Origin of the sequence: Nocardia sp. NPDC058666, from assembly GCF_042714895.1 — a bacterium.
Taxonomy (GTDB): domain Bacteria; phylum Actinomycetota; class Actinomycetes; order Mycobacteriales; family Mycobacteriaceae; genus Nocardia.
Genome location: NZ_JBHXRY010000007.1, coordinates 198616 through 224638 on the forward strand (window position 1 = coordinate 198616; position 26023 = coordinate 224638).

General features: G+C 67.2%; 18 protein-coding genes and 1 rRNA gene. 9 read left to right on the plus strand and 10 right to left on the minus strand.

Going from position 1 to position 26023, the window contains the following annotated elements:
• Positions 1 to 4: 4 nt before the first annotated feature.
• The 6 genes from ACFWVD_RS18575 to ACFWVD_RS18600 all read right to left on the minus strand — a co-directional run bounded on the left by ACFWVD_RS18575 (position 5) and on the right by ACFWVD_RS18600 (position 6434).
• Positions 5 to 1639: a cation acetate symporter gene (locus tag ACFWVD_RS18575; RefSeq protein ID WP_379244290.1), complete on the minus strand. Its 1635-nt coding sequence runs from the start codon at positions 1637 to 1639 to the stop codon at positions 5 to 7.
• A 70-nt stretch (positions 1640 to 1709) separates the two neighbouring features.
• A complete protein-coding gene (locus tag ACFWVD_RS18580) occupies positions 1710 to 2063 on the minus strand; it encodes a DUF485 domain-containing protein (RefSeq protein ID WP_379244291.1) in 354 nt (117 codons plus the stop codon).
• Positions 2064 to 2215: 152 nt separating this feature from the next.
• Positions 2216 to 3928 (minus strand): cation acetate symporter, encoded by a 1713-nt coding sequence (locus ACFWVD_RS18585; RefSeq protein ID WP_379244346.1) that lies wholly within the window; start codon positions 3926 to 3928, stop codon positions 2216 to 2218.
• 109 nt (positions 3929 to 4037) lie between these two features.
• Positions 4038 to 4403 (minus strand): hypothetical protein, encoded by a 366-nt coding sequence (locus tag ACFWVD_RS18590; protein ID WP_379244293.1) that lies wholly within the window; start codon positions 4401 to 4403, stop codon positions 4038 to 4040.
• Entirely contained in the window at positions 4400 to 5197 is a 798-nt protein-coding gene (locus tag ACFWVD_RS18595) for a LytR/AlgR family response regulator transcription factor (RefSeq protein WP_379244295.1), read from the minus strand. Before ACFWVD_RS18595 ends, ACFWVD_RS18590 begins: the two co-directional genes overlap by 4 nt.
• 61 nt (positions 5198 to 5258) lie before the next feature.
• A complete protein-coding gene (locus tag ACFWVD_RS18600; protein ID WP_379244297.1) occupies positions 5259 to 6434 on the minus strand; it encodes a sensor histidine kinase in 1176 nt (391 codons plus the stop codon).
• A 146-nt stretch (positions 6435 to 6580) separates the two neighbouring features.
• Between ACFWVD_RS18600 and dnaE the strand changes: the two genes are divergently transcribed.
• The 4 genes from dnaE to ACFWVD_RS18620 all read left to right on the plus strand — a co-directional run bounded on the left by dnaE (position 6581) and on the right by ACFWVD_RS18620 (position 15299).
• The gene (dnaE, locus tag ACFWVD_RS18605; RefSeq protein ID WP_379244299.1) at positions 6581 to 10144 is read left to right on the plus strand and encodes a DNA polymerase III subunit alpha; all 3564 of its coding nucleotides are present in this window, start codon (positions 6581 to 6583) and stop codon (positions 10142 to 10144) included.
• Between the two features lie 96 nt (positions 10145 to 10240).
• A complete protein-coding gene (locus tag ACFWVD_RS18610) occupies positions 10241 to 12175 on the plus strand; it encodes a hypothetical protein (RefSeq protein WP_379244301.1) in 1935 nt (644 codons plus the stop codon).
• 45 nt (positions 12176 to 12220) lie between these two features.
• On the plus strand, positions 12221 to 13972 hold the full coding sequence (gene treZ / locus ACFWVD_RS18615) for a malto-oligosyltrehalose trehalohydrolase (RefSeq protein ID WP_379244303.1): 1752 nt from the start codon (positions 12221 to 12223) through the stop codon (positions 13970 to 13972).
• A gap of 76 nt (positions 13973 to 14048) precedes the next feature.
• Positions 14049 to 15299, plus strand: coding sequence for a serine hydrolase domain-containing protein (locus tag ACFWVD_RS18620; protein WP_379244305.1), 1251 nt, complete (start codon positions 14049 to 14051; stop codon positions 15297 to 15299).
• A 7-nt stretch (positions 15300 to 15306) separates the two neighbouring features.
• Here the strand turns inward: ACFWVD_RS18620 and ilvA are convergent, their stop codons facing one another.
• Entirely contained in the window at positions 15307 to 16659 is a 1353-nt protein-coding gene (gene ilvA / locus ACFWVD_RS18625) for a threonine ammonia-lyase IlvA (protein ID WP_379244307.1), read from the minus strand.
• A 90-nt stretch (positions 16660 to 16749) separates the two neighbouring features.
• Positions 16750 to 17184 carry a nitroreductase family deazaflavin-dependent oxidoreductase gene (locus tag ACFWVD_RS18630; RefSeq protein ID WP_379244309.1) on the minus strand — a complete coding sequence of 145 codons (435 nt, stop codon included), beginning with the start codon at positions 17182 to 17184 and terminating at the stop codon, positions 16750 to 16752.
• Between the two features lie 97 nt (positions 17185 to 17281).
• On the opposite strand from ACFWVD_RS18630, the gene ACFWVD_RS18635 reads away from it, so the two are divergent.
• Complete coding sequence (locus tag ACFWVD_RS18635) at positions 17282 to 17497, plus strand: hypothetical protein (protein ID WP_379244311.1); 216 nt, start codon at positions 17282 to 17284, stop codon at positions 17495 to 17497.
• A gap of 20 nt (positions 17498 to 17517) precedes the next feature.
• Here ACFWVD_RS18635 and treY read toward each other — a convergent pair whose 3' ends face one another.
• Positions 17518 to 19938 carry a malto-oligosyltrehalose synthase gene (treY, locus tag ACFWVD_RS18640; protein WP_379244313.1) on the minus strand — a complete coding sequence of 807 codons (2421 nt, stop codon included), beginning with the start codon at positions 19936 to 19938 and terminating at the stop codon, positions 17518 to 17520.
• Positions 19939 to 19949: 11 nt separating this feature from the next.
• The gene (gene glgX / locus ACFWVD_RS18645; RefSeq protein ID WP_379244315.1) at positions 19950 to 22052 is read right to left on the minus strand and encodes a glycogen debranching protein GlgX; all 2103 of its coding nucleotides are present in this window, start codon (positions 22050 to 22052) and stop codon (positions 19950 to 19952) included.
• Between the two features lie 224 nt (positions 22053 to 22276).
• Here glgX and ACFWVD_RS18650 point away from each other — a divergent pair, with 224 nt between their 5' ends.
• The 4 genes from ACFWVD_RS18650 to ACFWVD_RS18665 all read left to right on the plus strand — a co-directional run.
• On the plus strand, positions 22277 to 23554 hold the full coding sequence (locus ACFWVD_RS18650; protein ID WP_379244317.1) for an adenosylmethionine--8-amino-7-oxononanoate transaminase: 1278 nt from the start codon (positions 22277 to 22279) through the stop codon (positions 23552 to 23554).
• A 64-nt stretch (positions 23555 to 23618) separates the two neighbouring features.
• A complete protein-coding gene (locus ACFWVD_RS18655) occupies positions 23619 to 24773 on the plus strand; it encodes an 8-amino-7-oxononanoate synthase (RefSeq protein WP_379244318.1) in 1155 nt (384 codons plus the stop codon).
• 46 nt (positions 24774 to 24819) lie between these two features.
• Positions 24820 to 25488 (plus strand): dethiobiotin synthase, encoded by a 669-nt coding sequence (gene bioD / locus ACFWVD_RS18660; RefSeq protein WP_379244320.1) that lies wholly within the window; start codon positions 24820 to 24822, stop codon positions 25486 to 25488.
• A 448-nt stretch (positions 25489 to 25936) separates the two neighbouring features.
• Positions 25937 to 26023, plus strand: a 16S ribosomal RNA gene (locus tag ACFWVD_RS18665); the annotation flags it as partial.

Sequence of the window (26023 nt, forward strand, 5' to 3'; positions counted from 1 at the left end):
GGCGTCAGTGCGAGATCGCCTTCTCCGCACCGACGCCGGTCAGGGACCGGACTTCCATCTCCGCGGCCTTGGCCTGGTCGACCTGCTCGCCACGCCCACCGAGGTAGGTGCCGACCACGCCGAGCAGGAACGCCAGCGGAATGGACACGATGCCCGGGTTGGACAGCGGGAAGTAGTCGAAGTTCGCGCCGCTGATCATCGAGGTCTTGCTGCCCGACACCGCGGGCGAGAACACGATGAGCACGATCGTGGAGATCAGGCCGCCATACATCGACCACAGCGCGCCGGTGGTGTTGAACCGCTTCCAGAACAGCGAGTACAGGATGGTCGGCAGGTTCGCCGCCGCCGCCACCGCGAAGGCAAGCGCCACCAGGAACGCGATGTTCTGGCCGTTGGCGAGAATGCCCAGGCCGATCGCGAGCACACCGATCACCACCGCGGTGATCCGCGAGACCCGCACCTGCTTGATCTCGTCGACCTTGCCCTTCTTGATGACGCTGGCGTAGATGTCGTGGGCGAACGAGGCCGACGCGGTGATCGTCAGACCGGCCACCACCGCCAGGATCGTCGCGAAAGCGACCGCCGAGATCACCCCGAGCAGGATCACCCCGCCCAGTTCGAACGCCAGCAGCGGTGCCGCCGAGTTCTGGCCACCCGCTGCGGCCAAGATCTTGTCCGGGCCGACGATGGCCGCCGCGCCGTACCCGAGCACCAGCGTGAACAGGTAGAACGAGCCGATCAGCGCGATCGCCCAGACCACCGAGCGGCGCGCCTCTTTCGCGGTGGGCACGGTGTAGAAGCGCATCAGCACGTGCGGCAGACCCGCGGTGCCCAGCACCAGCGCCAGACCCAGCGACAGGAAGTTCAGCTTCGACATGTCACTGCCGCCGTATTGCGCGCCGGGAGCGAGCACGTCGCGCGCGGCCACGGCCTTGTTGGTGGATTCGCTCACCGATTCCTGTGCGGCACCGAGGATGTCGGAGAAGTTGAAGCCGAACTTGGCCAGCACCATCACCGACATCAGCGCCGCGCCAGCGATCAGCAGCACGGCCTTGATGATCTGCACCCAGGTGGTGCCCTTCATGCCACCGACCAACACGTACACGATCATCAGCACGCCCACGGCGGCGATGACTACGGATTGTCCCGCGCGACTGGAGATGTCGAGCAGCAGTGCGACCAGTCCGCCCGCGCCCGCCATCTGCGCGAGCAGGTAGAACAGCGACACGGTCAGGGTGGTCAGCGCGGCCGCGGTGCGCACCGGGCCTTCCTTGAGTCGGAAGCTGAGTACGTCGGCCATGGTGAATTTGCCGGTGTTGCGCAGCATTTCGGCCACCAGCAGCAGCGCGACCAGCCAGGCGACGAGGAAGCCGATCGAATACAGGAACCCGTCGTAGCCGTAGACGGCGATGGCGCCCGCGATGCCGAGGAAGCTGGCCGCGGACAGGTAGTCGCCGGCGATGGCGATGCCGTTCTGCGGACCGGAGAACCCGCGCCCGCCGGTGAAATAGTCTGCGGCACTGGCGTTGTTGCGGCTGGCGCGGATCACCACGACCATGGTGACCGCGACGAACACCAGGAAAATAGCGATATTGGCGACGGGATTACCCACCGTCGTGGACGCGGCGAGAATGCTCATGCTGTGGCCTTTCTGCAAGATCGGGCGCCCTGCGTGGTTACGCGAGCTGCCGCCTCCGGGCGCTGACCGATCATGCGGCGTCCCCTTCGAGTTCTTCGCGAATGGCCGCGGCACGCGGATCCAACTCACGGTTGGCGAAACGGACGTACAGCCCGGTGATCAAAAACGTGGACACGAACTGGCCGAGCCCCAGCAGCAGGCCCACATTGACGTTGCCGAAGACCTTCGTCGCCATGAAGTCATGGGCGTAGGCGCCCAGCAGCACGTAGCTGAGGTACCACACCAGAAACAGTGCGGTCATCGGGAAGATGAAGCGGCGCAGGCGAGTTCGCAGTTCCTGGAACTGCGGGCTGGCCTGCACCGCGAGCCATTCATCGGCACTGGGCGTGCGCGGATCTGGCGCTGCGGTGTCGGTTTCGGTCATGCCGGTCGTCCTAGCGTGAAGGGGGGTCGTGCGTGAAAATGACGGTAGGTCCCCGGACTGCACCGCATGAGGGTGTGGTGTGGGTCACTCGGTAAAGGTGGCCGGTCGTGCGGTGAACGGTCGGTGTGGTGCGACGAACGGTCGTGGCAAGATCAGCGCGCGGGGGTGTTTTCGGGGTCGCGATCGGTGCTGATACCCAGCCGCTCCGGCGCGTGCATCCGCAGAAAAACGCCCGCGACGGTCTTGGAATCCTGGCCGCTGGTGACCAGACTGACCAGGATCGTCACCGCGAAAGCCAGCGGCACGCTGACCGCGCCCGGATAGTCCACGATCGCGGCGACCCACCCGTTCGCGAGCTCGGGGGAGACCCCGCCCAGCACCGCGAGCACGGTCGCGCCACCTGCGGTGATGCCCCCGGTGAGCATCCCGGCCGCCGCGCCCGTGGCGGTGAGTCCGCGCCACCAGATGCCGAGCACCAGCAGCGGGCACAGCGTCGACGCGGCCACCGAGAACGCGAGCGCGACGGTGCGCGACAGGTCCAGGGAGGCGACGGTGACCGCGAGCGTGAGCGGGACCAGCCCGGCGACCAGCGCGGCCAGCCGGAAGTCGCGGATCCGCCCGCGCAGCACATCGGTGCTGAGCACGCCCGCCAAGCTGACCAGCAGGCCCGACGAGGTGGACAGGAAGGCGGCGATCGCCCCGGCGGCGGCCAGTGCGGCCAGCAGTTGCCCGCCGAGTCCGCCGAGTACCGCGCTGGGCAGCAGTACCACGGCCGCGTCGGAGGCCCCGGTGATCAGCAGTTGCGGCACGTACAGGCGCGCGAACACGCCGAGCAGGATCGGGAACAGGTAGAAGACCCCGACCAGTCCGATCACCGTCAGCGCGGTTCTGCGCGCGGACGGTCCATCGCGGTTGGTGTAGAAGCGAACCAGCACATGCGGCAGGCCCATGGTGCCGAGAAACGTCGCCACGATCAGCGAAAACACTTGGTACTGCGGGTGTTTCCCGCCGAAGCCGCCACCGGGTTCGACCCAGCTCGCGCCGTCGGCGGGTGCGCCCGCGACGACCGGAACGGCCGAGCCCGGTTCCAGGATCAACCGGGTGCCTTCGGTCAGCGTGTGATCGCCGGGAGTCACTACCACGGGGCCCGTCACCGGTTGCCCATCCAGGGTTCCCGTGATCGTCACCTGCTGCGAAACATCGAGGTGGACAACGACATCGGTGGAGATATCGACGGTCGTGCGCTGGTCGACCGTGGGTGGTACGTCCGCGCCGACCGGTCGTTCGTCGGCGAGGAAATGCATCCCGAGCACCAGCGCGGGCACCGCCACCGCTGTCAACTTCAACCAGTACTGAAAGGCCTGCACCAGCGTCACCGACCGCATCCCGCCGCCGATCACATTCGCCAACACGATCGCCCCCACGGCCACCGCGCCGACCCACGCGGGCAGTCCGAGCAGAATGTGCAGGGTGAGTCCGGCGCCTTGGAATTGCGGGATCAGATACACCGCGCACACCAGCACGACCAGCCCGGCGGCCATGCGCCGCAACCGAATCGATCCGAGTCGGAACTCGGCGAAGTCGGGGACGGTGTACGCCCCGGACCGACGCAGGGGAGCGGCGACGAACATCAACAGACCCAGATATCCCGCGGTGAACCCGACCGGATACCACAGCGCGTCGGCGCCGTATTTGGCGATCAACCCGGCGACGCCGAGAAACGAAGCAGCAGAAAGGTATTCGCCGGAAATCGCGGCCGCGTTCCATCGTGATCCGACGGTTCGCGAGGCGACCAGGAAGTCAGAAGTCGTGCGCGACAGGCGAACTCCGTAGAAACCGATACCGACGGTGGCCAGTGCCGACATCAGCAGCGCGGCAATGGTAAGCGCGGGACTGTCGGCGATCACTGCGTCCGCCCGTCATCGGACCGTGCGCGCCCGGATACTTCCCCACCGGCGTCTCGAATCCGCATCGTCAGTCCCCGGCCAGTTCTAGGAAGTCATCCTCATTGCGCTGAGCCAGGCGAACATACAACCACCCCACTACATACAGCGTCGGAAACGCCAGCACCCCCAGGATCAGCCAGGGCAGGCGCACCCCGAAAACCGTTGCCTCGGCGATAGTCTCGATCCCGAACAGCACGGGCAACGCCCCGAACCCGACCGCCACCACCAGCCCCAGCCGCAACGCCAAACCCAATTGCGCGCGAATCAACCCGCCGATCAACGCCGCACCCAGATCGGTCTGCTCCACCACCTCCGTGCGAGTCCGCACCTGCCGCGCCCCCCGCCGCTGCGCCAACACCACCCGTTCGCGCGGTGGCCGCTGCGGCCCCGTCACCGCTGCGACCAATTCTGCCGAGGCCCGTGCACCAGCCGCTGTTTCAATTCCCGCACCTGCCGCCGACTCACCGGCAATTCCACCGCCCCCGCCGCGCCCTCACCCCGCAAACACACCACCGTGGCATTTCCGGCACTGCGCAACCCCGTCACCAACCGCAATGCCACCAGATACGACCGGTGCACCCGCAGAAATCCCGCGTCCTCCCACCGAGATTCCAACGCCGACAGCGGAATTCGCACCAGATGCGAGCCCGTCCCGGTATGCAACCGCGCGTAATCCCCATCCGCCTCCACCCACGCCACATCGGCCCGATTCACCAATGTGGTGACCCCGCCCAATTCCACCGGAATCACCTCGCTGGGATGCGCGGATTCGGTCGGCGCGGCCGCGGGCAACGAGACCCTGGCCGCGAGAATCCGCCGCACCGCCTCACTCAGCCGGGCCACCCGCAACGGTTTGAGCAGATAATCCACCGCCCCCAAATCGAACGCCGCCACCGCGTGATCATCGTGCGCGGTCACGAAAACCACCGCGGGCGGTTCCGCGAACTCCGACAGAATCCCCGCCAATTCCATCCCGGTCAGCCCCGGCATATCGATATCGAGAAACACCGCGTCGATCGGATGCGCCCGCAACAACCGCAGCGCCGCCGTCGCGTCACCCGCCCGATGGATCTCCCCGACCCCCGGCTGCGTACTCAGCAGATAGACGAGTTCGTCCAGGGCTGGTTTCTCATCGTCGACGGCGAGCACCCGCAGCGCGGTCGACGGATCATCAGTGTTCCAAGTCACAACCGATCCATCGTAACCGGCACCCACGACAGCGAGGACCGGTATCCCGACGAGGGCGTCGTCAGGCTCGAATTCCGGCCCGGAACTTCGGCACACGCATACTGACCTTGGTCCCCGCGCCGGGCGCTGTCTCCACGACCAGCCCGTAGTCGTTGCCGAAAGCGGCCCGTAACCGATCATCGACGTTGGCCAAGCCCACATGCGCGGCCTCGCCGGTGCGCGCGGGCCCGGTCCCGGTGTCGATGGCGTCGAGCGCGCCCGTGCGCAGCAGATCGGGGTCCATGCCGATGCCGTCGTCTTCCACACTGATCAAACAGTCGGTGCCGGCATCGCTGGCGACAATGCTCAACTGGCCACCGCGCCCCCCTTTGAGTCCGTGCCGCACCGCGTTCTCCACCAGCGGCTGCAAGGCGAGAAACGGCAGCACCACGCCGAGCACTTCCGGCGCGATCCGCAACCGCACATCCAGCGCATCACCGAAGCGGGCCTGTTCCAGGGCCAGATACCGTTCGATATTGCGCAATTCGTCGGCCAACACCGTGAATTCGCCTGCGGCACGGAAGGAATACCGCGTGAAGTCGGCGAATTCCAGAATCAGTTCCCGCGCCCGATCCGGGTCGGTCCGCACGAACGACGCGATCGTATTGAGCGCGTTGTAGATGAAATGCGGGCTGATCTGTGCCCGCAACGCCCGCAATTCCGCCCGATCGACCCGCGCCCGCGAAGCATCCAACTCCGCCAACTCCAACTGCCCACACGCGTACCGCGCCACCTCCGCCGCGGCCCCCAACATCCCCGGACCCGGCTTCCCCGTCGTCACCATCCCCAACGCCCCCACCGCCGCCCCCGCATCGATCAGCAACGGCTGCGCGATCAACGTGTGCTCGTCCCCGGCCACCAACACCGCCCGCTCATCCGCGACCGCCCGCCGCGCCGCATCGGCGAACAACGCGAGCATCCCCGTATGCGGACCATCCCACGCCAGCAACGTCGCGTCGGCGTCGGCGATACCCAACGCCTCGGCCCCCGCCAGCGCGCGCAGATGCGGCGCCGCCTCGGCTGCCGACTTCTCGGTGAGCCCACGCCGCAACGGCACCGCCGCCAGCGACGCGGTGTGCAGCGCTTGATGGACCGCACGCTGCGCGGGCGTGGTGACCACCCGCTGGGTCCGCCGCCACACCAGCAAGGCCACGATCAGCAGTGCGAGGATCGCCGCGACGACGACGAAAGTTGTCACTGCCACTCCTGTCCGTTCAACTCGCCCGGTGACGTTCACCACGACACGCCGAACCCGGCCGCACGTGGGCCGGGATGCCCGCATGGCGTGGCAAAACCTGTCGGACCCCCGTGCATAGAATGCCAAGGCCAACCCCCGCCGACTCTATGGGAGGAAGGACCGTCTTGGCTCCGTCCGGATCGTTCGTTCACCTGCACAACCACACCGAGTACTCGATGCTCGATGGAGCGGCGAAGATCTCGCCGCTGTTCGCGGAGGCGGATCGGTTGGGCATGACCGCGGTCGGCATGACCGACCACGGCAACATGTACGGCGCCTCGGAGTTCTACAACAGTGCCAAGAAGGCCGGCATCAAGCCGATCATCGGCATCGAGGCCTACATCGCGCCCGGCTCGCGCTTCGACACCAAGCGTGTGAAGTGGGGCGATCCGGGTCAGAAGGGCGACGACGTCTCCGGCTCGGGTGCGTACACCCATATGACGATGGTCGCGGAGAACGCGACCGGCCTGCGCAACCTGTTCAAACTGTCGAGCCTGGCGTCGATCGAGGGTCAGCTGGGCAAGTGGGCGCGCATGGACGAGGAGATCATCGCCCAGCACGCCGAGGGCATCATCGCGACCACCGGCTGCCCGTCGGGTGAAGTGCAGACCCGTCTGCGCCTTGGCCACGATCGCGAGGCGCTGGAAGCCGCCGCGAAGTGGCAGGAGATCTTCGGCGCCGACAACTTCTTCCTCGAAGTGATGGACCACGGTCTGTCCATCGAGCGCCGGGTCCGCGAGGGCCTGGTCGACATCAGCAAGCAGCTGGGCATCCCGCCGATCGCGACCAACGACTGCCATTACGTCACCAAGGACCAGTCGGTCAATCACGAAGCGCTGCTGTGCATTCAGACCGGCAAGACGCTGTCGGACCCGACCCGTTTCAAGTTCGACGGTGACGGCTACTACCTGAAATCCGCCGCGGAGATGCGCGCCATCTGGGACGCGGAGATCCCCGGCGCCTGCGACAACACCGAACTCATCGGCGAACGCGTGCAGCCCTACGACGAGGTGTGGGAGCACCGCGACCGGATGCCGGTGTTCCCGGTGCCCGAAGGCCACACCCAGGCCAGCTGGTTGCGCAAGGAAGTCCTCGACGGTCTGGACCGCCGCTTCCCCGACGGTCCGACGCGCGAGTACCTCGACCGCGCCGATTTCGAGCTCAAAGTCATCTGCGACATGGGCTTTCCCGCCTACTTCCTCGTTGTCGGCGACCTGATCAAGCACGCGCTGGAAGTCGGCATCCGCGTCGGTCCCGGCCGTGGTTCGGCCGCCGGTTCGCTGGTCGCGTACGCGATGGGCATCACCAATATCGACCCGATCCCGTACGGGCTGCTGTTCGAACGGTTCCTCAACCCCGAGCGCGTGTCGATGCCCGATATCGATATCGACTTCGATGATCGCCGCCGCGGTGAGATGGTCCGCTACGCCACCGAGAAGTGGGGCAGCGACCGCGTCGCCCAGGTGATCACCTTCGGCACCATCAAGACCAAGGCCGCGATCAAGGACTCCGCGCGAGTGCTGTTCGGCCAGCCCGGTTTCGCCATCGCCGACCAGATCACCAAGGCACTGCCGCCGCCGATCATGGCCAAGGACATCTCGGTGGCAGGCATCACCGACCCCGATCACGAGCGGTACAAGGAAGCCACCGAGGTCCGCGACCTCATCGCGTCGAACCCCGATGTCGCCAAGATCTACGAGACCGCGCGCGGCCTGGAAGGCCTGATCCGCAACGCCGGCGTGCACGCCTGCGCGGTCATCATGTCCTCGGAACCGCTGACCGACGCGATCCCGGTGTGGAAGCGCGCGCAGGACGGCGCGATCATCACCGGCTGGGACTACCCGTCGTGCGAGGCCATCGGCCTGCTGAAGATGGACTTCCTCGGCTTGCGCAACCTCACCGTCATCGGTGACGCCCTGGAGAACATCAAGGCCAACCGCGGCATCGATCTCGACATGGACAAGCTGCCGCTGGACGACCCGGCCACCTACGAAATGCTCGCGCGCGGCGACACGCTGGGTGTGTTCCAGCTCGACGGCAGCGCCATGCGTGACCTGCTGCGCCGCATGCAACCCACCGGCTTCGGCGATATCGTCGCGGTCCTGGCGCTGTACCGTCCCGGCCCGATGGGCATGAACGCCCACAACGACTACGCCGACCGCAAGAACAACCGCCAAGAAGTCAAACCGATTCACCCCGAACTCGAAGAGCCACTGAAAGAGATCCTGGCCGACACCTTCGGCCTGATCGTCTATCAGGAACAGATCATGCAGATCGCGCAGAAAGTGGCCGGGTACTCACTGGGCCAGGCCGATATTCTGCGCCGCGCCATGGGTAAGAAGAAACTGTCGGTGCTGGAAGAGGCCTATGCCGGCTTCCGCGACGGCATGCTGGCCAACGAATTCTCCGAACCCGCCATCAAGGCGCTGTGGGACACCATTCTTCCGTTCGCCGGTTACGCGTTCAACAAATCGCACGCCGCGGGCTACGGCCTCGTTTCCTTCTGGACCGCGTATCTGAAGGCCAATTACCCGGCCGAATACATGGCGGGTCTGCTCACCTCGGTCGGTGACGACAAGGACAAGGCCGCGATCTACCTGTCGGATTGCCGCAAGTTGGGCATCACGGTGCTGCCGCCCGATGTCAACGAGTCGGAACTGAACTTCGCCTCGGTCGGTACCGATATCCGGTTCGGTCTGGGCGCGGTCCGCAATGTCGGCACCAACGTGGTCGGTTCGATCATCGCCGCGCGCAAGGAGAAATCGAAGTTCACCGACTTCTCCGACTATCTGAACAAGATCGACGCGATCGCCTGTTCCAAGAAGGTCACCGAATCGCTGATCAAGGCAGGCGGTTTCGATTCCCTCGGGCACCCGCGCAAGGGCCTGCTGCTGATCCATTCCGATGCGATCGACGCGGTGATGTCGACCAAGAAGGCCGAGGCGATCGGCCAGTTCGACCTGTTCGGCGGCCTGGACGACGGCGACGACTCGATGGCGTCGGTGTTCAACGTGAAGGTGCCCGAGGACGAATGGGAGACCAAGCACAAACTCGCCCTCGAACGAGAGATGTTGGGACTGTACGTGTCCGGGCATCCGCTCAACGGGGTGGAGCACATATTGGCCGCGCAGGTCGATACGCCGATCCCCGCGATCCTGGAAGGCGACGTCAAGGACGGCGCGCAGGTCACCATCGGCGGCATCCTGGCCTCGGTGAACCGCCGGATCAACAAGAACGGTCTGGCGTGGGCGTCGGCGCAGCTCGAGGACCTCACCGGTGGTGTGGAAGTGCTGTTCTTCCCGCAGTCGTACTCGGTGTTCGGCATGGACGTGGTCGAGGACGCCGTGGTGCTGGTGAAGGCCCGCGTCTCGGTGCGTGACGACCGCATCTCGCTGATCGCCAACGACCTTGTGGTACCGGATCTTTCGGCGATCGGCGTGGCCAAACCGGTCGCGGTGGTCATGACCACGCGCATGTGCACGCCCGACAAGCTCGGCGAGCTCAAGAAGGTGCTCATCCGCCACCAGGGCACCTCGGATGTGTTCATCCGACACGTGGGCGCCCGCGAGAAGACCACCATGCTCAAACTCGACGACGCCTGGCGGGTCTCCCCGTCCTCGGCGCTGATGGGTGACCTGAAAGCACTACTCGGTCCGGGCTGCCTGGGCTGATCCGACACCGGTGGCGGACCACATCGCGCGGCCGACACCCCTGTGACGGCTGGTGATGGCCGCTCCGCGAACGACGGGCTAGCGTCGGAAGACGTGATGTCCACGCCGCTGCTCGACTCACCACCGCACTCGCGGGACCCGTCGCGCCCGGTGCCGTGGCGGATGTCCGGGCGGACGGTCCTGCTCGTGGCCGCCGCGCTGATCGCGGTGCAGCTGGTGTTGCGAGGCTGGGTCGCGGCGTCGGGGTTCTTCTACTGGGACGATTTCCTGCTGATCGGGCGGGTGAGTGCGCAGCCGCTGTTCTCGACGGAATTGCTGCTGACCAGTCATGACGGGCACGTGATGCCGTTGGCTTTCGTGCTGACGTGGCTGGTCACCGAGGTGGCACCGCTGAACTGGGCGGCGGCCGTCGTCGTGTTGGTCGGACTGCAAATGCTCGCTTCGCTGGCCGTGTTGCGGCTGCTCGTCGTGCTGCTCGGGGTCCGCACGTGGCTGCTGGTGCCGTTGACTTTCTACCTGTTCGTGCCGCTGACAGTGCCCGCGTTCGCCTGGTGGTCGGCGGCGGTGAACGCGCTGCCGTTGCAGATAGCCCTAGCCTGGGTGAGCGCGGACGCGGTGCGACTGGTGCGAACAGGGCAGCGCAGGTACGCGGTGTCGGGTGCTGTGGTGTTCGCGGTGGCGTTGCTGTTCTTCGAGAAATCGGTGGTCGTGCTGCCGGTGGCGTTCGCGGTCGTGGTGCTGGTGGCATATGTGTCGGGTGGGTCGGTGCGCGAGGCGGTCGGGCGTGGGGCGGCGTTGTGGACGGCGGCCGGTGCGGTGTTGTTGGCCTGGTCGGCGTGCTTCCTGTTCGTGATCCAACGTCCGCGCGGGCTGTCGGCTCCCGAACATTCCGGGATCGTCTGGGGCCGGGCGATGTCGGATGGTCTGGTGCCCGCCCTGTTGGGCGGCCCGTGGCGTTGGGAGCGCTGGCAACCCGCCACCCCATGGGCTGATCCGCCGGGGTCGATGGTCGCACTGAGTTGGATTCTGCTGATCATGGTGGCGGCGTGGACGTTTCGCACTCGACGCCGGGTGATCGCCGTCGGTGTGTGCACAGTCGCGTACGCGGTCGCCACCATCGCACCGGTGGTCCTGCTGCGCGACGGCCCCAGCACCGCGGGCCTGCTGCTGCAGTCCATGCGCTACTTCGCAGACCTCGCCGTGATCGCCACGGTCAGCCTTGCGCTGATCGGCCTGGCACCGCCTCGCACGCGTCCGGCAGACCGAACAAATGACCTTGTGCGCCAACAAGTTTCGGCGAACACGGTGAGATTCCCCGACCGTCGCCCCAGCGTCAGGGATCACGCGCACGGGACTCGCGCGTGGGTACCGAGAGAAGCCGGCCGCGCGCGCCGGCTAGCAGGTGTCGCCGCAACAGCGGTGTTCGTCGCGAGCAGCGTGTACTCCACGGTCACCTTCACCCGATCATGGGAACCCAGCCCCGCCCGCACCTACATCACCGGCGTCCGAGCAGCCCTGCCGAACGCCGCCGACGCCCCCCTGCTCCCACAAGAAGTCCCGTGGAATGTCTTGAACCCCTTGGCTTTCCCCGAGAACATGACCGACCGCGTCTTCGCCCCCATCGCCACCCCCACCACCTTCGCCCTGTCGACCCCACGCCTACGCATGATCACCGACCAGGGCGCGATCGTCGACGCACAGGTCTGGTGGAACAGAGCCATCATCGAGGGCCCAGAACCCCGCTGTGGTCACCGACTGCGCGACACCACCGCCGTCAACCTCCCCCTGAGCGGCCCCATGCAGATCCGCGACTGGACCGCCCAGCTCAACTACAACGCCGAACGTGACGGCCGGATAGCGCTGTCGTTCGAAGGTGAGACCGAGACGATCGCCGACGTGCGCGCGGGCCTGAACACCGTGTACGTCCGACTGCTCGGCGGCGGCGACACCCTGCGGATCCGATCCCTCGATCAGCCGCAGTCCCTGTGCATCGGCACCGGCCCGGTCGGCGTCACCGCGTACTCGCAGTGAATCGTTGATCGAGCACGCGGGCGCGGGGCATGCGATGCTGAGCCGATGAGGCAGTTTCGGGTGTGGGCACCGGAGGCGCGAACGGTGCGGCTGCAACTGGACGGGGTGCTACACCCGATGCGACGCAATGGCGGCGGCAACTGGTCGGTGCGCGTCGACGCAGGTCAGGGGGCCCGCTACGGCTTCCTGATCGACGACGACCCCACGGTGCTGCCCGATCCGCGCTCGCCCCGTCAACCCGACGGCGTGCACGAAACCTCCGCCGTGCACGACCTGGACCCGACCGCCTGGACCGACCAGAACTGGACCGGCAGGCAGCTCGCGGGCTCGGTGTTCTACGAGCTGCACATCGGCACCTTCACCCCCGAGGGCACCTTCGACAGCGCCGTCGAACGCCTGGACCACCTGGTCGACCTCGGCGTCACCACGGTCGAACTCATGCCGGTCAACGCCTTCGACGGCACCCACAACTGGGGCTACGACGGCGTGGGCTGGTACGCGGTCCAGGAAACCTACGGCGGCCCCGACGGCCTGCAACGCTTCGTCGACGCCTGCCACACCCGCGGCCTGGCCGTCTGCCTGGACGTGGTCTACAACCACCTCGGCCCCTGCGGCAACTACCTACCCCGCTTCGGCCCCTACCTGACCACCGGCCGCAACACCTGGGGCCAAAGCCTGAACCTGGACGGCCCCGGCTCCGACGCGGTGCGCGCCTACATCATCGACAACGCCCTGCGTTGGCTGCGCGAATTCCACCTCGACGCCCTGCGCATCGACGCCGTCCACGCGCTGGTCGACCGCACCGCCACCCACCTGCTGGAAGAACTCGTCGTCGAAACCACTGCTCTTTCAGCACATCTGGGCCGCCCGCTGTCCCTGATCGCCGAAAGCGACCTCAACGACCCCCGCCTGATCACCCCGCACGCCGCAGGCGGCTACGGCCTGACCGGCCAATGGAACGACGACCTCCACCACGCCGTGCACACCGCGGTCTCCGGCGAAAGACAGGGCTACTACGCCGATTTCGGCTCCCTGGCCTGCCTGGCACAGACGCTGACGCACGGGTTCTTCCACGCCGCAACCTATTCCAGCTTCCGCAGCCGCACCCACGGCGCCCCCCTTTCCCGCGACCTCATCCCCGGCAGCGCCCTGCTGGGCTACACCTGCAACCACGATCAGATCGGCAACCGCGCGACCGGCGACCGGCCCAGCGCCTACCTCACCCCCGGTCAACTCGCGGTGAAAGCGGCGCTGGTGCTGTTGTCGGCGAGCACCCCGATGCTGTTCATGGGCGAGGAATGGGGCGCGAGCACCCCGTTCCAGTTCTTCACCTCCCATACCGACCCCGAGGTCGGCGCGGCCACCGCCACCGGCCGTCGCGCCGAATTCGCCGAGCACGGCTGGTCCGCGCACGACGTCCCCGACCCGCAGGACCCCGCGACCTTCACCCGCTCCAAGCTGGACTGGACCGAGATCCGGCACGAACCGAACGCCCGCTTGCTCGCCTGCTACCGAGGCCTGCTCGCCTTGCGGAAATCGCGACCGGAGTTCACCGACCCCTGGCTGGAACGCGTGTGGGCCGACTACGACGAAGCGCAACGATGGTTCGTCCTGCGCCGCGGCCGAATCTCGGTGGTGTGCAACCTCGCCGAGGACGAAGTGGTGATCCCGGTACACGGCCGTGTGCTGCTGGCATGGTCACCCGCCACCGAAAGCGGTGCGGGAACATTGATTTCAGGCCACAGTTTCGCCGTGCTCGAAGAAGGCGACGGCGCGGGCACGGTGATCACCCAGTGATGACGGCGGGGAACAGGTCGGCCACGGTCTCCGTTCGCGGCATTGCCGACAGGGCATAACGCCGTACAATCGGACAATGAGCAACGACGCTTACGGGCAGGAAAGCGCTGCCCTCCCGGCCGGTGTCGGCGGTTTCGCCCCGGCGGGATTCGGCCCGCTGGTGCGCGCGTTCGCCGCGCTGGTCGGCCATCGCCGCGATGCGGGCGGCGCGCTGGCGATCTACCGACACGGTGAACCCCTCGCCCACTTCTGGGCAGGCAGCGCGGGCGACACCGCGTGGACCGCGAACAGCGCGCCCATCGTGTTCTCCGCGACCAAGGGCGTCACCGCCACGGTCATCCACCGCCTGGCCGACCGCGGACTCATCGACTACCAGGCCCCGATCGCCGAATACTGGCCGCGTTTCGCCGCCCACGGCAAGGGCTCGATCACCGTCGCCGACGTGCTCACCCACCGCGCCGGCCTGTCCTCGCTGTCCGCGGTCGCCAACTCCGCCGCGGAATCCCTCGATCACGAGCTGATGGAGGACCGCCTGGCCATGGCGTCCCCCGACCGGATGCGCGGCGTGCCCACCTACCACGCGCTGACCTACGGTTGGCTGCTCGCGGGCATGGCCCGCAGTGTCACCGGCGCGAGCATGAGCGAACTGATCCGCACCGAGGTCACCGACCCGCTGGGCATCGACGGCATCCACCTCGGTCGCCCGCCCGCGGATTCGAGCACCGAATACGCCCGGCTCACCGGCGCGCACCTGAGTTTCGTCGCGCATCCGCTGGCCGCTGCCTTCCTCGGCAAGGTCGGCTTCCGGCTGCCGGGACCGCTCGGTGCGGCCGCTCGCTGCCTGTTCGTCCCGGGCCTGGACAGCATCCTCGACGGTGACGACCCGACCATCCTGAACACCGAGATGCCCGCGGGCAACGGCGTGGCCACCGCCGCCGGGCTCGCGCGGATGTACGCCGCGCTGGCCGACGGCGCCACCGTCGACGGTTCACCGTTCCTGCGGCCCAGCACGCACGCCGCGATCCGCAAGGTCCAGACCTATCGCCTCGACCACGCGCTGTTCTACCTGCCGATGATGTGGCATCTGGGCTATCACTCGCTGCCCGCCCCGGGCGCACGGCACGGTTTCGGCCACATCGGTCTGGGCGGTTCGTTCGGCTGGGTCGACCCGGAATCGGGGCTGTCGGTGGGTTACGTCCACAACCGTCTCGACCAGATCCTGCTGCCGTACGACCAGCTCGCCATGGGTTGGCTGCTGCCGCTGATCATGTCCAGCGTGCGCGCGAGCCGCGAATCCGGACCGCGCGAGGACCGCGCGGCCGCGTGATCCTCGCCTAGGTGAGGTAGCGGTAGGCGGGCGAACCCGGTTCCAGGCGTTCGGCCTGGATCGGCGATTCCTCGATGCGATGCATCAGCGATGCCAGGTCGTCGGTGGCGCCCAGTTCGATGCCCACCAGCGCCGCCCCGGTGTCGCGGTTGTTGCGCTTGACGTACTCGAACATGGTGATGTCGTCGTCGGGCCCGAGGACATCGTCGAGGAAGCGGCGCAGCGCACCGGGCTCCTGCGGGAAGTCCACCAGGAAGTAGTGCTTGAGCCCGCGGTGCACCAGCGACCGTTCGATGATCTCGCCGTAGCGCGAGATGTCGTTGTTGCCGCCCGACACCAGCACCACCACGGTGCTGCCGGGTTCGAGATCGATCTCGGCCAGCGCCGCGGTGGCCAGCGCGCCCGCGGGCTCGGCGATGATGCCCTCGCTTTGGTACAGGTCGAGCATCGCGGTGCAGATGGCACCCTCGTCGATCAGCATCACCTGGAAAGGTGCTGTGCCGCTGGATGATTCGGGCGTGGTGAGCAGCGGCAGCGAAGCGTGCGAGACCATCCGGCCACCGAACGACGCCGCGGCGCGGTAGGGCAGGTCGCCGATGCGACGCACCGCGGCACCGTCGACGAACGGGTCGATCTCGGGCAGCGTCACCGGCGCACCGGCCACCAACGCCGCGGTCAGCGAGGCAGCGCCCGCGGGCTCCACGCCCAGCAGCCCGGTCTGCGGGGCGCGCTCGCGCAGGTACGTGCCGATGCCGGCCAGACAGCCGCCGCCGCCGACCGGGACGATGACCAGATCGGGCGCGGTGCCCAGCTGTTCCAGGAACTCCGCGGCGATGGTGCCCTGGCCCGCGGCGGTGCGCGGGTCGTCGAACGGGGGCACCATGGTGGCGCCGGTGCGCGCGACATCGTCGGCGGCGGCCGCGGCGGCCGCGTCGTAGGTATCGCCGACCGCGATCAGTTCGACGAACTCAGCCCCGTGCGCGCGGATGCGGTCCCGCTTCTGCTTGGGGGTGGTGGTCGGCACGTAGATGCGCCCGCGCACACCCATCGCCTGACACGCGAACGCCACACCCTGCGCGTGATTGCCGGCGCTGGCGGCCACCACACCGGCCGCGCGTTCGGCGGCGGTGAGCTGCACCATCAGGTTGTAGGCGCCGCGCAGTTTGTAGGAACGGACCGCGGTCAGATCCTCGCGCTTGAGGTAGACCTGCGCACCGGTGTTCGCCGACAGTCGCGCGCTGTACTGCAGCGGAGTCGGCTCGATGATCCCCGAAATTCGCTGTGCTGCTGCGTCGATCTCGTCCGCGGTCAGCGGCGGACGGATTACGGGCACGGCGGCGACGTCAGCGATGGGGGACACCCGGCCAATCCTACCGAGCCGGTCCGCACCCTCCCTCAGCGGAACCACCCGCTGGTCAACTCCCAGCGGGTGCCCGGCGACCTGGGGTTTTCAGCGCGGCGTGAGCACGAAGACCGGGATCACGCGATCGGTCTTCTTGGTGTACTCGTTGTAATCGGGCCACACCGCCGCCGCCCGGTCCCACCACACCTGGCGTTCCTCGCCGAACACCTCGCGCGCGGTGTAGTCCTTGCTGACGGTGCCGTCACGCAGTTCCACATGCGGATCGGCCTTGATGTTGTAGTACCAGACGGGGTTCTTCGGCGCCCCGCCCAGCGACGCGACCACGGCATACTCGCCGTCGTGCTCGACCCGCATCAGCGGCGTCTTGCGCAACTTGCCGGTCTTGGCGCCCCGGGTGGTGAGCAGGATGACGGGTTTCCCCTGCATCGAAGTACCCTCTGCGCCGCCGGACTTCTCGTAGGTCTCGGCCTGTTCACGTGCCCAGTCCGAAGTGCTCGGTGCGTACTCTCCTGTGAGTGGCATGACCAGCACAACGAATACCCGCTGTGTGATGTTCCCGACTGCGATCTTCGCAAAAGTTCGGTGGCCCGAACTTCGATGTGCGCCTATCCTGGTCAGCATGGCAGTGCTCACCTCACCCGCCCCCACCACGACCGTGGACATCGCAGGCACCGCATGGCCGCTCTACAAGCTCGAGGCCCTGGCCGCGGCGCTGGTCATCGCTGCCCTGCTGCTACTCGTAGTCGGCTCTGCGCAACTCGCGGTCCTGGTCGCGGCAACGGTCGCCACCGTCCGATGGACCGTCGGCGCCACCCGCACCGCCTCGCGCAGCTGAGTTCTGTTCGACGCCGCTGCTCAACGCACCAGTAGTGCGACCGGCAGACGGGTGAACAGCTTGTCCAACCGCGCGCTGCCGGCGAAGGTGTTTCCGGTGAGCCGGTCGGTCCAGTTGCCAGGGGGCAGCGGCAAGAGGGTGTCGAGCCAACCGGTCGCGGTCAGGCCCACCGAGTGTCGGGTCGCCGCCACGATCACCTCCGCCGCTTCACCTGCGGGGCCTCGCCCGTAGGCGATGAACCGGTGCGCGTGCTCGCCGACCGCGTACATCGGCCGGTAGGACCCGCCGACGAAGCATTCCGGCCGTTCTCGGCGCAACCACAGCGCATAGGCCACGACCCACATCTTCGCCGCGCCGGTGGTGTCCAGAGTCGGTGTGTCGGTGAGGGATTGGAGCATTCCGACGCGGGCGGCGAAGTTGACCGGACGACGGTTGTCGGGGTCGACCAGCGAGTCCTCCCACAGTTCGGTGCCCTGGTAGATATCGGGAATCCCCGGCGCGCCCAGCTGTAAGAGCTTCTGCGCCACCGCATCCGACCACGCATGGGGTGCGAGTTCGTGGGCGAGATCGCCGATGCCGGTGCCGACCGGGCCGTCGATCACCGCGTCGAGCCACCCGTGCACCGCCGACTCGAACTCCGCGTCGGGTTCCTCCCAGGAAGTCTTGGTGCCCGCCTCGCGAATCGATTTCTCCGCGAACATGTGCAGCCGATCCCGCAGCCCGGGCACCGACGAGGCGGGGCGCCCGTCGGCAGGCCACACCCCGAACATGTTCTGCAACAAGAACAGTGCCGTCGCCCCGTCCGGCGCGGGCGTCGTCTCCAACCACCCGCGCACCCGCTGCGACCACACATCGGCGACCTGCGACAGCACCCCGATCCGCGCGCGAACATCTTCACCGCGCTTGGTGTCGTGGGTCGAGATCGTGGTCATGGTCGCGGGCCAGCGCTGAGCCCGTTCGCTGTTGGACAGGTGGAAGTCGTTGACGGAGTGGCCGAATCGCGCCGGATTGCCGCCTACTTCCTGCAGTGACACCAGCCGCGCACCCTGATAGAACATGGTGTCCTCGACCGACTTCGCGGTGATCGCCCCGCAGACCTGCGAGAACCGCGTCGCCGCCTCGCCACCCACCGACAGTGCTGTCACCAGTACCGAAAGGGGCGCTGTCAGTTCGGCATTGCGCTTTTCCACCTCCGCCACGACCGCGGCGGTCATCCCGGCCAGCGGCGCGTAATCCACCCGGTACACCGGCATGAACGCCAGCACCTCGATGGTCGCGTTGGTCACCGCGAGCGTGTCGAAACTGCCCGCGTTGCCGTCACGCTTGATCGCCGCGACCAAACGCCGAATCTCGGGCGCCAGAATGGTTTCCGCGACCGCGCGCTTGATCCGATGCTCGGTCTCCCCGAACCACGCCCGGTCGCTGCCGTGCCCGGCGACATGCTGCGACAGCTCGGTCAGTGTCGTCTCGCCCGCCGGATCGATCAACACCCCACCGATATCGGAGAGAGCGTCGTACCCGGTAGTACCGTCCACCGGCAGCGTCGCGTCCAATGGTTCGCGGTTGGCGAGGATCTTCTCCACCAGCAGCAGCCGCTGCGGCCCGATCAGCCTGCGCAACCGGGTCAAATACGCGCTGGGATAAGACAACCCGTCCGGATGGTCCACCCGCACACCGTCGATCAGATCGTGTTCACACCAGGCGGCCAGCTCCCGATGCGTGGCCTCGAACACCTCCGGATCCTCCTGCCGGATCGCGGCCAGACTGTTCACCGCGAAGAACCGCCGATAGGTGCACACCCCGGCCTTCCAGCTCACCAGCCGGTAGTGCTGACGGTCGTGAATGCGCAGCGCGTTGTCGCCGTCGGTGCCCGCCGCGATCGGGAATCGCAGATCATGCAGTGCCAGCATGGGTTCGGGCCCGGCGCGGTCCACGGTCAAGGCCGCCGGGTCGTTCTCGTTCTGCAGTACCGGCAGCGCCAACCGCCCGCCCGCACCGTTGCTGGTGGTCCAGTCGATGTCGAAATACTTGGCGTACTGCGACTTCTGGCCGTTGCGCAGCACATCCCACCACCACGGGTTCTGCCGTGGATCGGCCACCCCCACATGGTTGGGCACCAGGTCGACGATCAAACCCATTCCGCGACTGCGCACTTCGTCGGACAGGGCTTTGAGCCCGGTCGGTCCGCCCAGGGCCGCGGAGACCGTGGTCGGATCGGTGACGTCGTACCCGTGCGTCGATCCGTGCGCCGCGGTCAGGATCGGCGACAGATACAGATGCGAAATGCCCAGCTGCTGCAGGTATTCCGCGATCGCGCGAGCGTCGGCGAAGGTGAGCGCGTCCGGGCGCAACTGCAACCGGTAGGTGCTTCGCACCGTGCTCGCCCGCAGGGGGGCGCGATGCAACAGGGTCAGCGGATCGGTCACGTAGGTCTCGGTCATCGTCTCGGCGGCTAGGCGGTTCGGCGCAGTACGAGCAGGCAGCGGCTGGCCACCGGCAACGTGGCAGCGGCGGCGTACACCGCGTCGGCCGCACCGGTGGGGGTCGAACAGTCCAGAGCCAGTGTCCATTGCGCCCCGAACTCCGGGCCGGGCAGCACGAAATCGATCGCCTCGTCGTGCGCGTTGAAACACAGCAGGAACGAGTCGTCGGTGATCCGCTCACCCCGCGGCCCCGGTTCGGCGATACCGTCGCCGTCCAGCAGCACGGCAAGGGACTTGCCGAAGCCACTGTCCCAGTCGTCGTTGGTCATTTCGGCACCGGCCGGCGCGAACCAGGCGATCTCGCGCCGGTGCCCTTGATCGTCGCTGGGCCCCGCGGCCAGGAAGCGGCGACGCCGGAAGATCGGGTGCTCGGTGCGCAAGGCGATCACCGTGCGGGTGAATTCGAGTAGATCGGCGTTGGTGTCGGCCAGCGACCAGTCCATCCATGCCAGCGGCGAATCCTGGCAGTACACATTGTTGTTGCCCAGCTGGGTGCGCCCGATCTCGTCGCCGTGGGCGAGCATCGGCGTGCCCTGACTCAGGATCAACGTGGCCAGCAGGTTGCGCTGTTGACGGGCCCGCAGCGCGAGCACCCGCGGATCGTCGGTCTCGCCTTCGACGCCGCAGTTCCACGACCGGTTGTGACTCTCCCCGTCGCGATTGCCCTCCCCGTTGGCGTCGTTGCGTTTCTCGTTGTAGGACACCAGATCTCGCAACGTGAAACCGTCGTGCGCGGTGACGAAGTTGATGCTGGCACCCGGACGACGACCCGTGGACTCGTACAGATCCGACGAACCGGTCAGCCGAGAAGCGAACTCGCCCAACGTCGCTGGTTCACCCCGCCAGTAATCCCGCACCGTGTCACGGTATTTGCCGTTCCACTCCGTCCACAGGCTCGGGAAATTGCCGACCTGATAGCCACCCTCGCCCACGTCCCACGGTTCGGCGATGAGCTTGACCTGGCTCACCACCGGGTCCTGGTGCACGAGGTCGAAGAACGCGGAAAGCCGGTCCACGTCATGCAATTCGCGGGCCAGGGTCGCGGCGAGGTCGAAGCGGAACCCGTCGACGTGCATGTCCAGAATCCAGTACCGCAGCGAGTCCATGATCAGCTGCAGCGTGTGCGGATGCCGGACATTGAGGCTGTTGCCGGTGCCGGTGTAGTCCTTGTAGTGCTCGGGTTCGGCGTCGTCGAGGCGGTAGTAGGCGGCATTGTCGATACCGCGCAGGCTCAACGTCGGCCCGTTGTGGTTGCCCTCGCCGGTGTGGTTGTAGACCACGTCGAGGATCACCTCGATGCCCTCGAGATGCATCGCACGCACCATCGCCTTGAACTCCGCCACCGCCCCGTCGCCCCGCGGGCGCGCGGAATACTGGTTGTGCGGTGCGAGATACCCGATGCTGTTGTAGCCCCAGTAGTTTCGCAATCCCTGATCGGTGAGCACGTGATCGTGGAAGAACTGGTGCACGGGCATCAGCTCGATCGCGGTGACGCCCAACGACTTCAGATGTCCGATGATCGCCGGATGTGCCAGCCCCGCATAGGTGCCGCGCAGCTCTTCCGGAATATCGGGGTGCGTCATCGTCAAACCCTTGACGTGCGCCTCGTAGATGACCGTCTCGTGATAGGGCCGGTTCGGCGGCCGATCGGGACCCCAGTCGAAGAACGGGTTGATCACCACCCCGGTCATGGTGTGCCCCAACGAATCCAGCCCGTAGGTGTACAGCGAAGGATCGTTGACGAACTCGCCGTCGAACGCCTTCCCGTACGGGTCCAGCAGCAATTTGCTGGGGTCGCAACGCAATCCGAGCTCGGGGGAGTACGGGCCGTGGATGCGAAACCCGTACCGCTGTCCGGGAACCACCGAGGGCAGATAGGCATGCCAGACGTAACCGTCGACCTCATCGAGATCGATGCGCGTCTCGGTGCCGTCCTTGGCGATCAGGCAGAGCTCGACCTTGGTGGCGACCTCGGAGAACACCGAGAAGTTCGTGCCCCCACCGTCGTAGGTCGCGCCCAGCGGATACGCGGTGCCCGGCCACACCTCGGGTCGGTCGTTCGGGCTCGACATGCTACGACAGTAATGGAACCCCCCACCCCACCGCGCACGATGTGACCGGGCGCTCGATCCCCGCAGCTCAGGCCCTGGCGCCTGGCCCGCAGACGCCGCGCCGGTGCGGGCAGCGAGCCCGGCAAATCACGCCGACAGAGGGTCAGCGCGCGGAGGCAAGTGCTAACTTGAACGGTGTTCAAGACCGTCGTCGCGGCGGTGCCGGTGCAACGACGAGGAAACCTGTGGACCTGAGCCCCGAGCGGATCGCCGCCCTCGATGCCGAACACGTCTGGCATCCCTACGGCGGCTTCCCCGCCACCACGGAACCGCTGGTGGTGGCGAGCGCGGCGGGCACCCGGCTGACGCTGGCCGACGGCCGGGAGCTCGTCGACGGGATGAGCTCGTGGTGGGCGGCCGTGCACGGCTACTGCCACCCCGTTCTCGACGCGGCCCTGCTCGCGCAGTCCCGGCGGATGAGTCACGTGATGTTCGGCGGCCTCACCCACGAACCGGCGACCCGACTGGCCCAACTACTCGTCGAACTCACCCCCGCCGGCCTGGACAAGGTCTTCCTCTGTGACTCCGGGTCGGTCTCGGTCGAGGTCGCGACCAAGATGTGCCTGCAGTACTGGCGCAGTCTCGGCCGCCCGACCAAGAACCGGATGCTGACCTGGCGCGGGGGATACCACGGCGACACCTTCGCCCCGATGAGCGTGTGCGACCCCGACGGCGGCATGCACGCACTGTGGACCGACGTGCTCACCGAGCAGATCTTCGCCCCCGCACCGCCGCGCGACTTCGAACCGGATTACGTCGCCGAACTCGAACGCGCGGTCGCTACCCATCGCGACGAACTGGCCGCGGTGATCGTGGAACCGGTCGTGCAGGGCGCGGGCGGCATGCGCTGGCACGACCCCCGCTACCTCACCGAACTGCGCCGGATTTGCGACGACAACGACGTCCTGCTCGTCTTCGACGAGATCGCCACCGGTTTCGGGCGCACCGGCGAACTGTTCGCCGCCGACCACGCGGACGTCGCGCCCGATGTGATGTGTGTCGGAAAGGCGCTGACCGGCGGATACCTCACCCTGGCCGCCGCGCTGTGCACCTCCCGCATCGCCGAGACGATCAGCGCCGCGCACGGCGGGTTGATGCACGGGCCGACCTTCATGGGCAATCCCCTCGCGTGCGCGGTGGCGGTCGCGTCGATCGAGTTGCTGCTGTCACGGGACTGGCGCGCCGAAGTGGCCCGGATCGAGGCCGAGCTGCGCGCGGGGCTCGCACCCCTCGCGGAACTGCCCGGCGTGGCCGAGGTCCGCGTGCTCGGCGCGATCGGCGTCGTCGAACTCGACGAACCCGTCGATATGCGCGCCGCCACCGACGCCGCGGTGAATGCGGGCGCCTGGCTGCGCCCGTTCCGCAACAACGTCTACACAATGCCCCCGTTCATCAGCACCTCCGCCGACATCGCCATCGTCACCGAGGCTGTGCGGGCGGCAGTGAAGGCGTCGATCGCGTGACCACGGCGGCTGGTGCGCCGGGAGTCCCCACCTCCTGAACGGTGTTCAAGTATGCTCCTCAACTGTGAGTAAGGATCCGTTGAGTTGGTTGGACGAGCGTGCGGCCGAGAGGGTCGACGCCGGACTGCGCAGGCATCTGCGCGAGCGCGTCGCCGAGTCGCCCGCCATCGACCTCGCCTCCAACGACTACCTCGGCCTGCACCGGCACCCCGAGGTGGTCGAGGGCGCGATCGAGGCGGTGCGCCGCTGGGGAGCGGGCGCCACGGGCTCGCGCCTGGTCACCGGGACGACCACCGAGCACGCCCTCCTGGAACTCGAACTGGCCGAATTCGTCGGCGCCGAAACAGGATTGGTCTTCGCCACCGGTTACGCCGCCAACCTCGGCGTGGTCACGGCGCTGTCCGGACGCGGCACCTTCGTCGTCTCCGACGCGGGTTCACACGCCTCGCTGGTCGACGCGTGCAGACTGTCCCGCGCGCGGGTCGCGATCGCACCCCATCGCGATGTCGACGCGGTGCAGCGATTGCTCGCCGACCGCACCGAGGAGCGCGCGCTCGTCCTCACCGATTCGGTCTTCAGCGCCGACGGCGATCTCGCGCCACTGGCCGATCTCCATCGCGTCACCCGCGAGAACGGCGCCATCCTGATCGTCGACGAGGCCCACGGGCTCGGTGTGCGCGGCGCGGGCGGCCGCGGTCTCGTGCACGAGCTGGGCCTGGCAGGCGAACCGGACCTCGTCGTCACCGCGACCCTGTCGAAGGCATTCGCCGCCCAGGGGGGAGTGGTGCTGGCCGATGCCAGAATCCGCGCCCACCTCATCGACGCCGCCCGCACCTTCATCTTCGATACCGGACTGGCGCCCGCCGCGGTCGGCGCCGCCCGCGCCGCGCTGTCACTGCTGCGCCGCGACCCTTCTATGGCCACCCGAGTCCTCGACCGCGCCGCCGACATCGCCCGGATCGCCGGAGTCCCCGACCCCGATTCCGCGGTGGTCTCGGTGGTCCTCGGCGAAGCCCAGGTCGCCTTCGACGCCGCACAGGCCTGTCGCGCCCGCGGCCTCGACGTCGGTTGCTTCCGACCGCCGTCGGTCCCCGAAGGCACTTCTCGCCTTCGCCTCACCGCCCGCGCCGACCTCACCGCCGACGAACTCGGCACCATCGCCGAGGTTTTGGGCGAGGTCCTCGCGACGGCGCGAAACAGGGAATCGGTGACGGCATGAGTGGGCAGGCTCAACGGGCAGTCCGCGATCTCGGATGGCAACGCGCATGACCGTTCTCCTCATCAGTGGCACGTCGACCGATGTCGGCAAGACCATCGTCACCGCCGCCCTCGCCGCCGCCGCACAGGCGACCGGCCGCACCGTCGCGATCTGCAAACCCGCTCAGACCGGCATCGACCCCGGCGAACCGGGCGACCTCGCCGACATCACCCGCCTGACCGGCGTGACCCGCACACTGGAACTGGCCCGCTACCCCGAGCCCCTGGCCCCCGACACCGCCGCCCGCCGCGCGAACATGCCGCTGCTGGACATGAACGACACCCTCGCCGCGATCGAATCGCTGGCCGACGCCGACCTGGTGCTGGTGGAAGGCGCGGGCGGCCTGCTCGTGCGCATGGGGGAGTTCACCCTGCTCGACCTGGCCCAGAAACTCGCCGCTCCCGTGCTGGTGGTGGCCGCCGCGGGCTTGGGCACCCTCAACCACAGCGAACTCACCACCCGAACCCTGGCCGCGGCGGGCGTGGACTGCGCCGGCCTGGTCATCGGATCCTGGCCGACCGACCCCGACCTCGCCTCCCGCTGCAACCGCGACGACCTACCCCGCGTGACCGGCGCACCTTTGCGTGGCGCGATCCCCGCGGGTGTAGGACACTGGAGTCGCGAACGATTCACGGCTACCGCAGCGAGTTGGTTCGAGGCTGATTGGTGCCCCTGACCAGGGGATTTGACATCGTCGATGTCGACACGTAACTTTATTCGAGTCAGAGCGACACGGACACCGACTCAGCCGCCAAGCGGTTGCAGACACGAGGTAGAACGTTGAGCGCCTGACTGATCATGTGTTCAGGGTTACACCGACTGGGACTTGCTTCCGGACTGGTTCCTGAGCTAAGTTTGAACTCTTGCCTCACCGAAACCCCTTCGAGAAGATGTTGGGTAGAAGTGTGTGCGTGTGTTCTTTGAGAACTCAATAGTGTGTCGATGAATGTCAGTGCCAATAATTTTTTATTGGTTCCAACTTCTCCGTACCCCCCGGTCGGTAGGAAGTTGGGCAAAAATTTGAACAACAGCGAATCTTTTTGCTGGTGTTCGGCTTGCTAGGTTTTCGGACTCTAGTTTAGATATTTCTGATTACATCCTTTCGAGGGTGTGGTTGAGAGTCTTCAACGGAGAGTTTGATTCTGGCTCAGGACGAACGCTAGCGGCGTGCTTAACACATGCAAGTCGAGCGGTAAGGCCCTTCGGGGTAC

Excerpts from the sequence above, each read along its gene's own strand:
- ACFWVD_RS18610 (WP_379244301.1), top strand. The coding sequence starts at position 10,241 with ATGTCCACGCCGCTGCTCGACTCACCACCGCACTCGCGGGACCCGTCG.
- ACFWVD_RS18620 (WP_379244305.1), top strand. The coding sequence starts at position 14,049 with ATGAGCAACGACGCTTACGGGCAGGAAAGCGCTGCCCTCCCGGCCGGT.
- glgX (WP_379244315.1), bottom strand. The coding sequence starts at position 22,052 with ATGTCGAGCCCGAACGACCGACCCGAGGTGTGGCCGGGCACCGCGTAT.
- ACFWVD_RS18585 (WP_379244346.1), bottom strand. The coding sequence starts at position 3,928 with ATGTCGGCACTGGCCACCGTCGGTATCGGTTTCTACGGAGTTCGCCTG.
- ACFWVD_RS18580 (WP_379244291.1), bottom strand. The coding sequence starts at position 2,063 with ATGACCGAAACCGACACCGCAGCGCCAGATCCGCGCACGCCCAGTGCC.
- treY (WP_379244313.1), bottom strand. The coding sequence starts at position 19,938 with ATGACCGAGACCTACGTGACCGATCCGCTGACCCTGTTGCATCGCGCC.
- dnaE (WP_379244299.1), top strand. The coding sequence starts at position 6,581 with ATGGGAGGAAGGACCGTCTTGGCTCCGTCCGGATCGTTCGTTCACCTG.
- ACFWVD_RS18635 (WP_379244311.1), top strand. The coding sequence starts at position 17,282 with ATGGCAGTGCTCACCTCACCCGCCCCCACCACGACCGTGGACATCGCA.
- ACFWVD_RS18630 (WP_379244309.1), bottom strand. The coding sequence starts at position 17,184 with ATGCCACTCACAGGAGAGTACGCACCGAGCACTTCGGACTGGGCACGT.
- ACFWVD_RS18575 (WP_379244290.1), bottom strand. The coding sequence starts at position 1,639 with ATGAGCATTCTCGCCGCGTCCACGACGGTGGGTAATCCCGTCGCCAAT.
- bioD (WP_379244320.1), top strand. The coding sequence starts at position 24,820 with ATGACCGTTCTCCTCATCAGTGGCACGTCGACCGATGTCGGCAAGACC.
- treZ (WP_379244303.1), top strand. The coding sequence starts at position 12,221 with ATGAGGCAGTTTCGGGTGTGGGCACCGGAGGCGCGAACGGTGCGGCTG.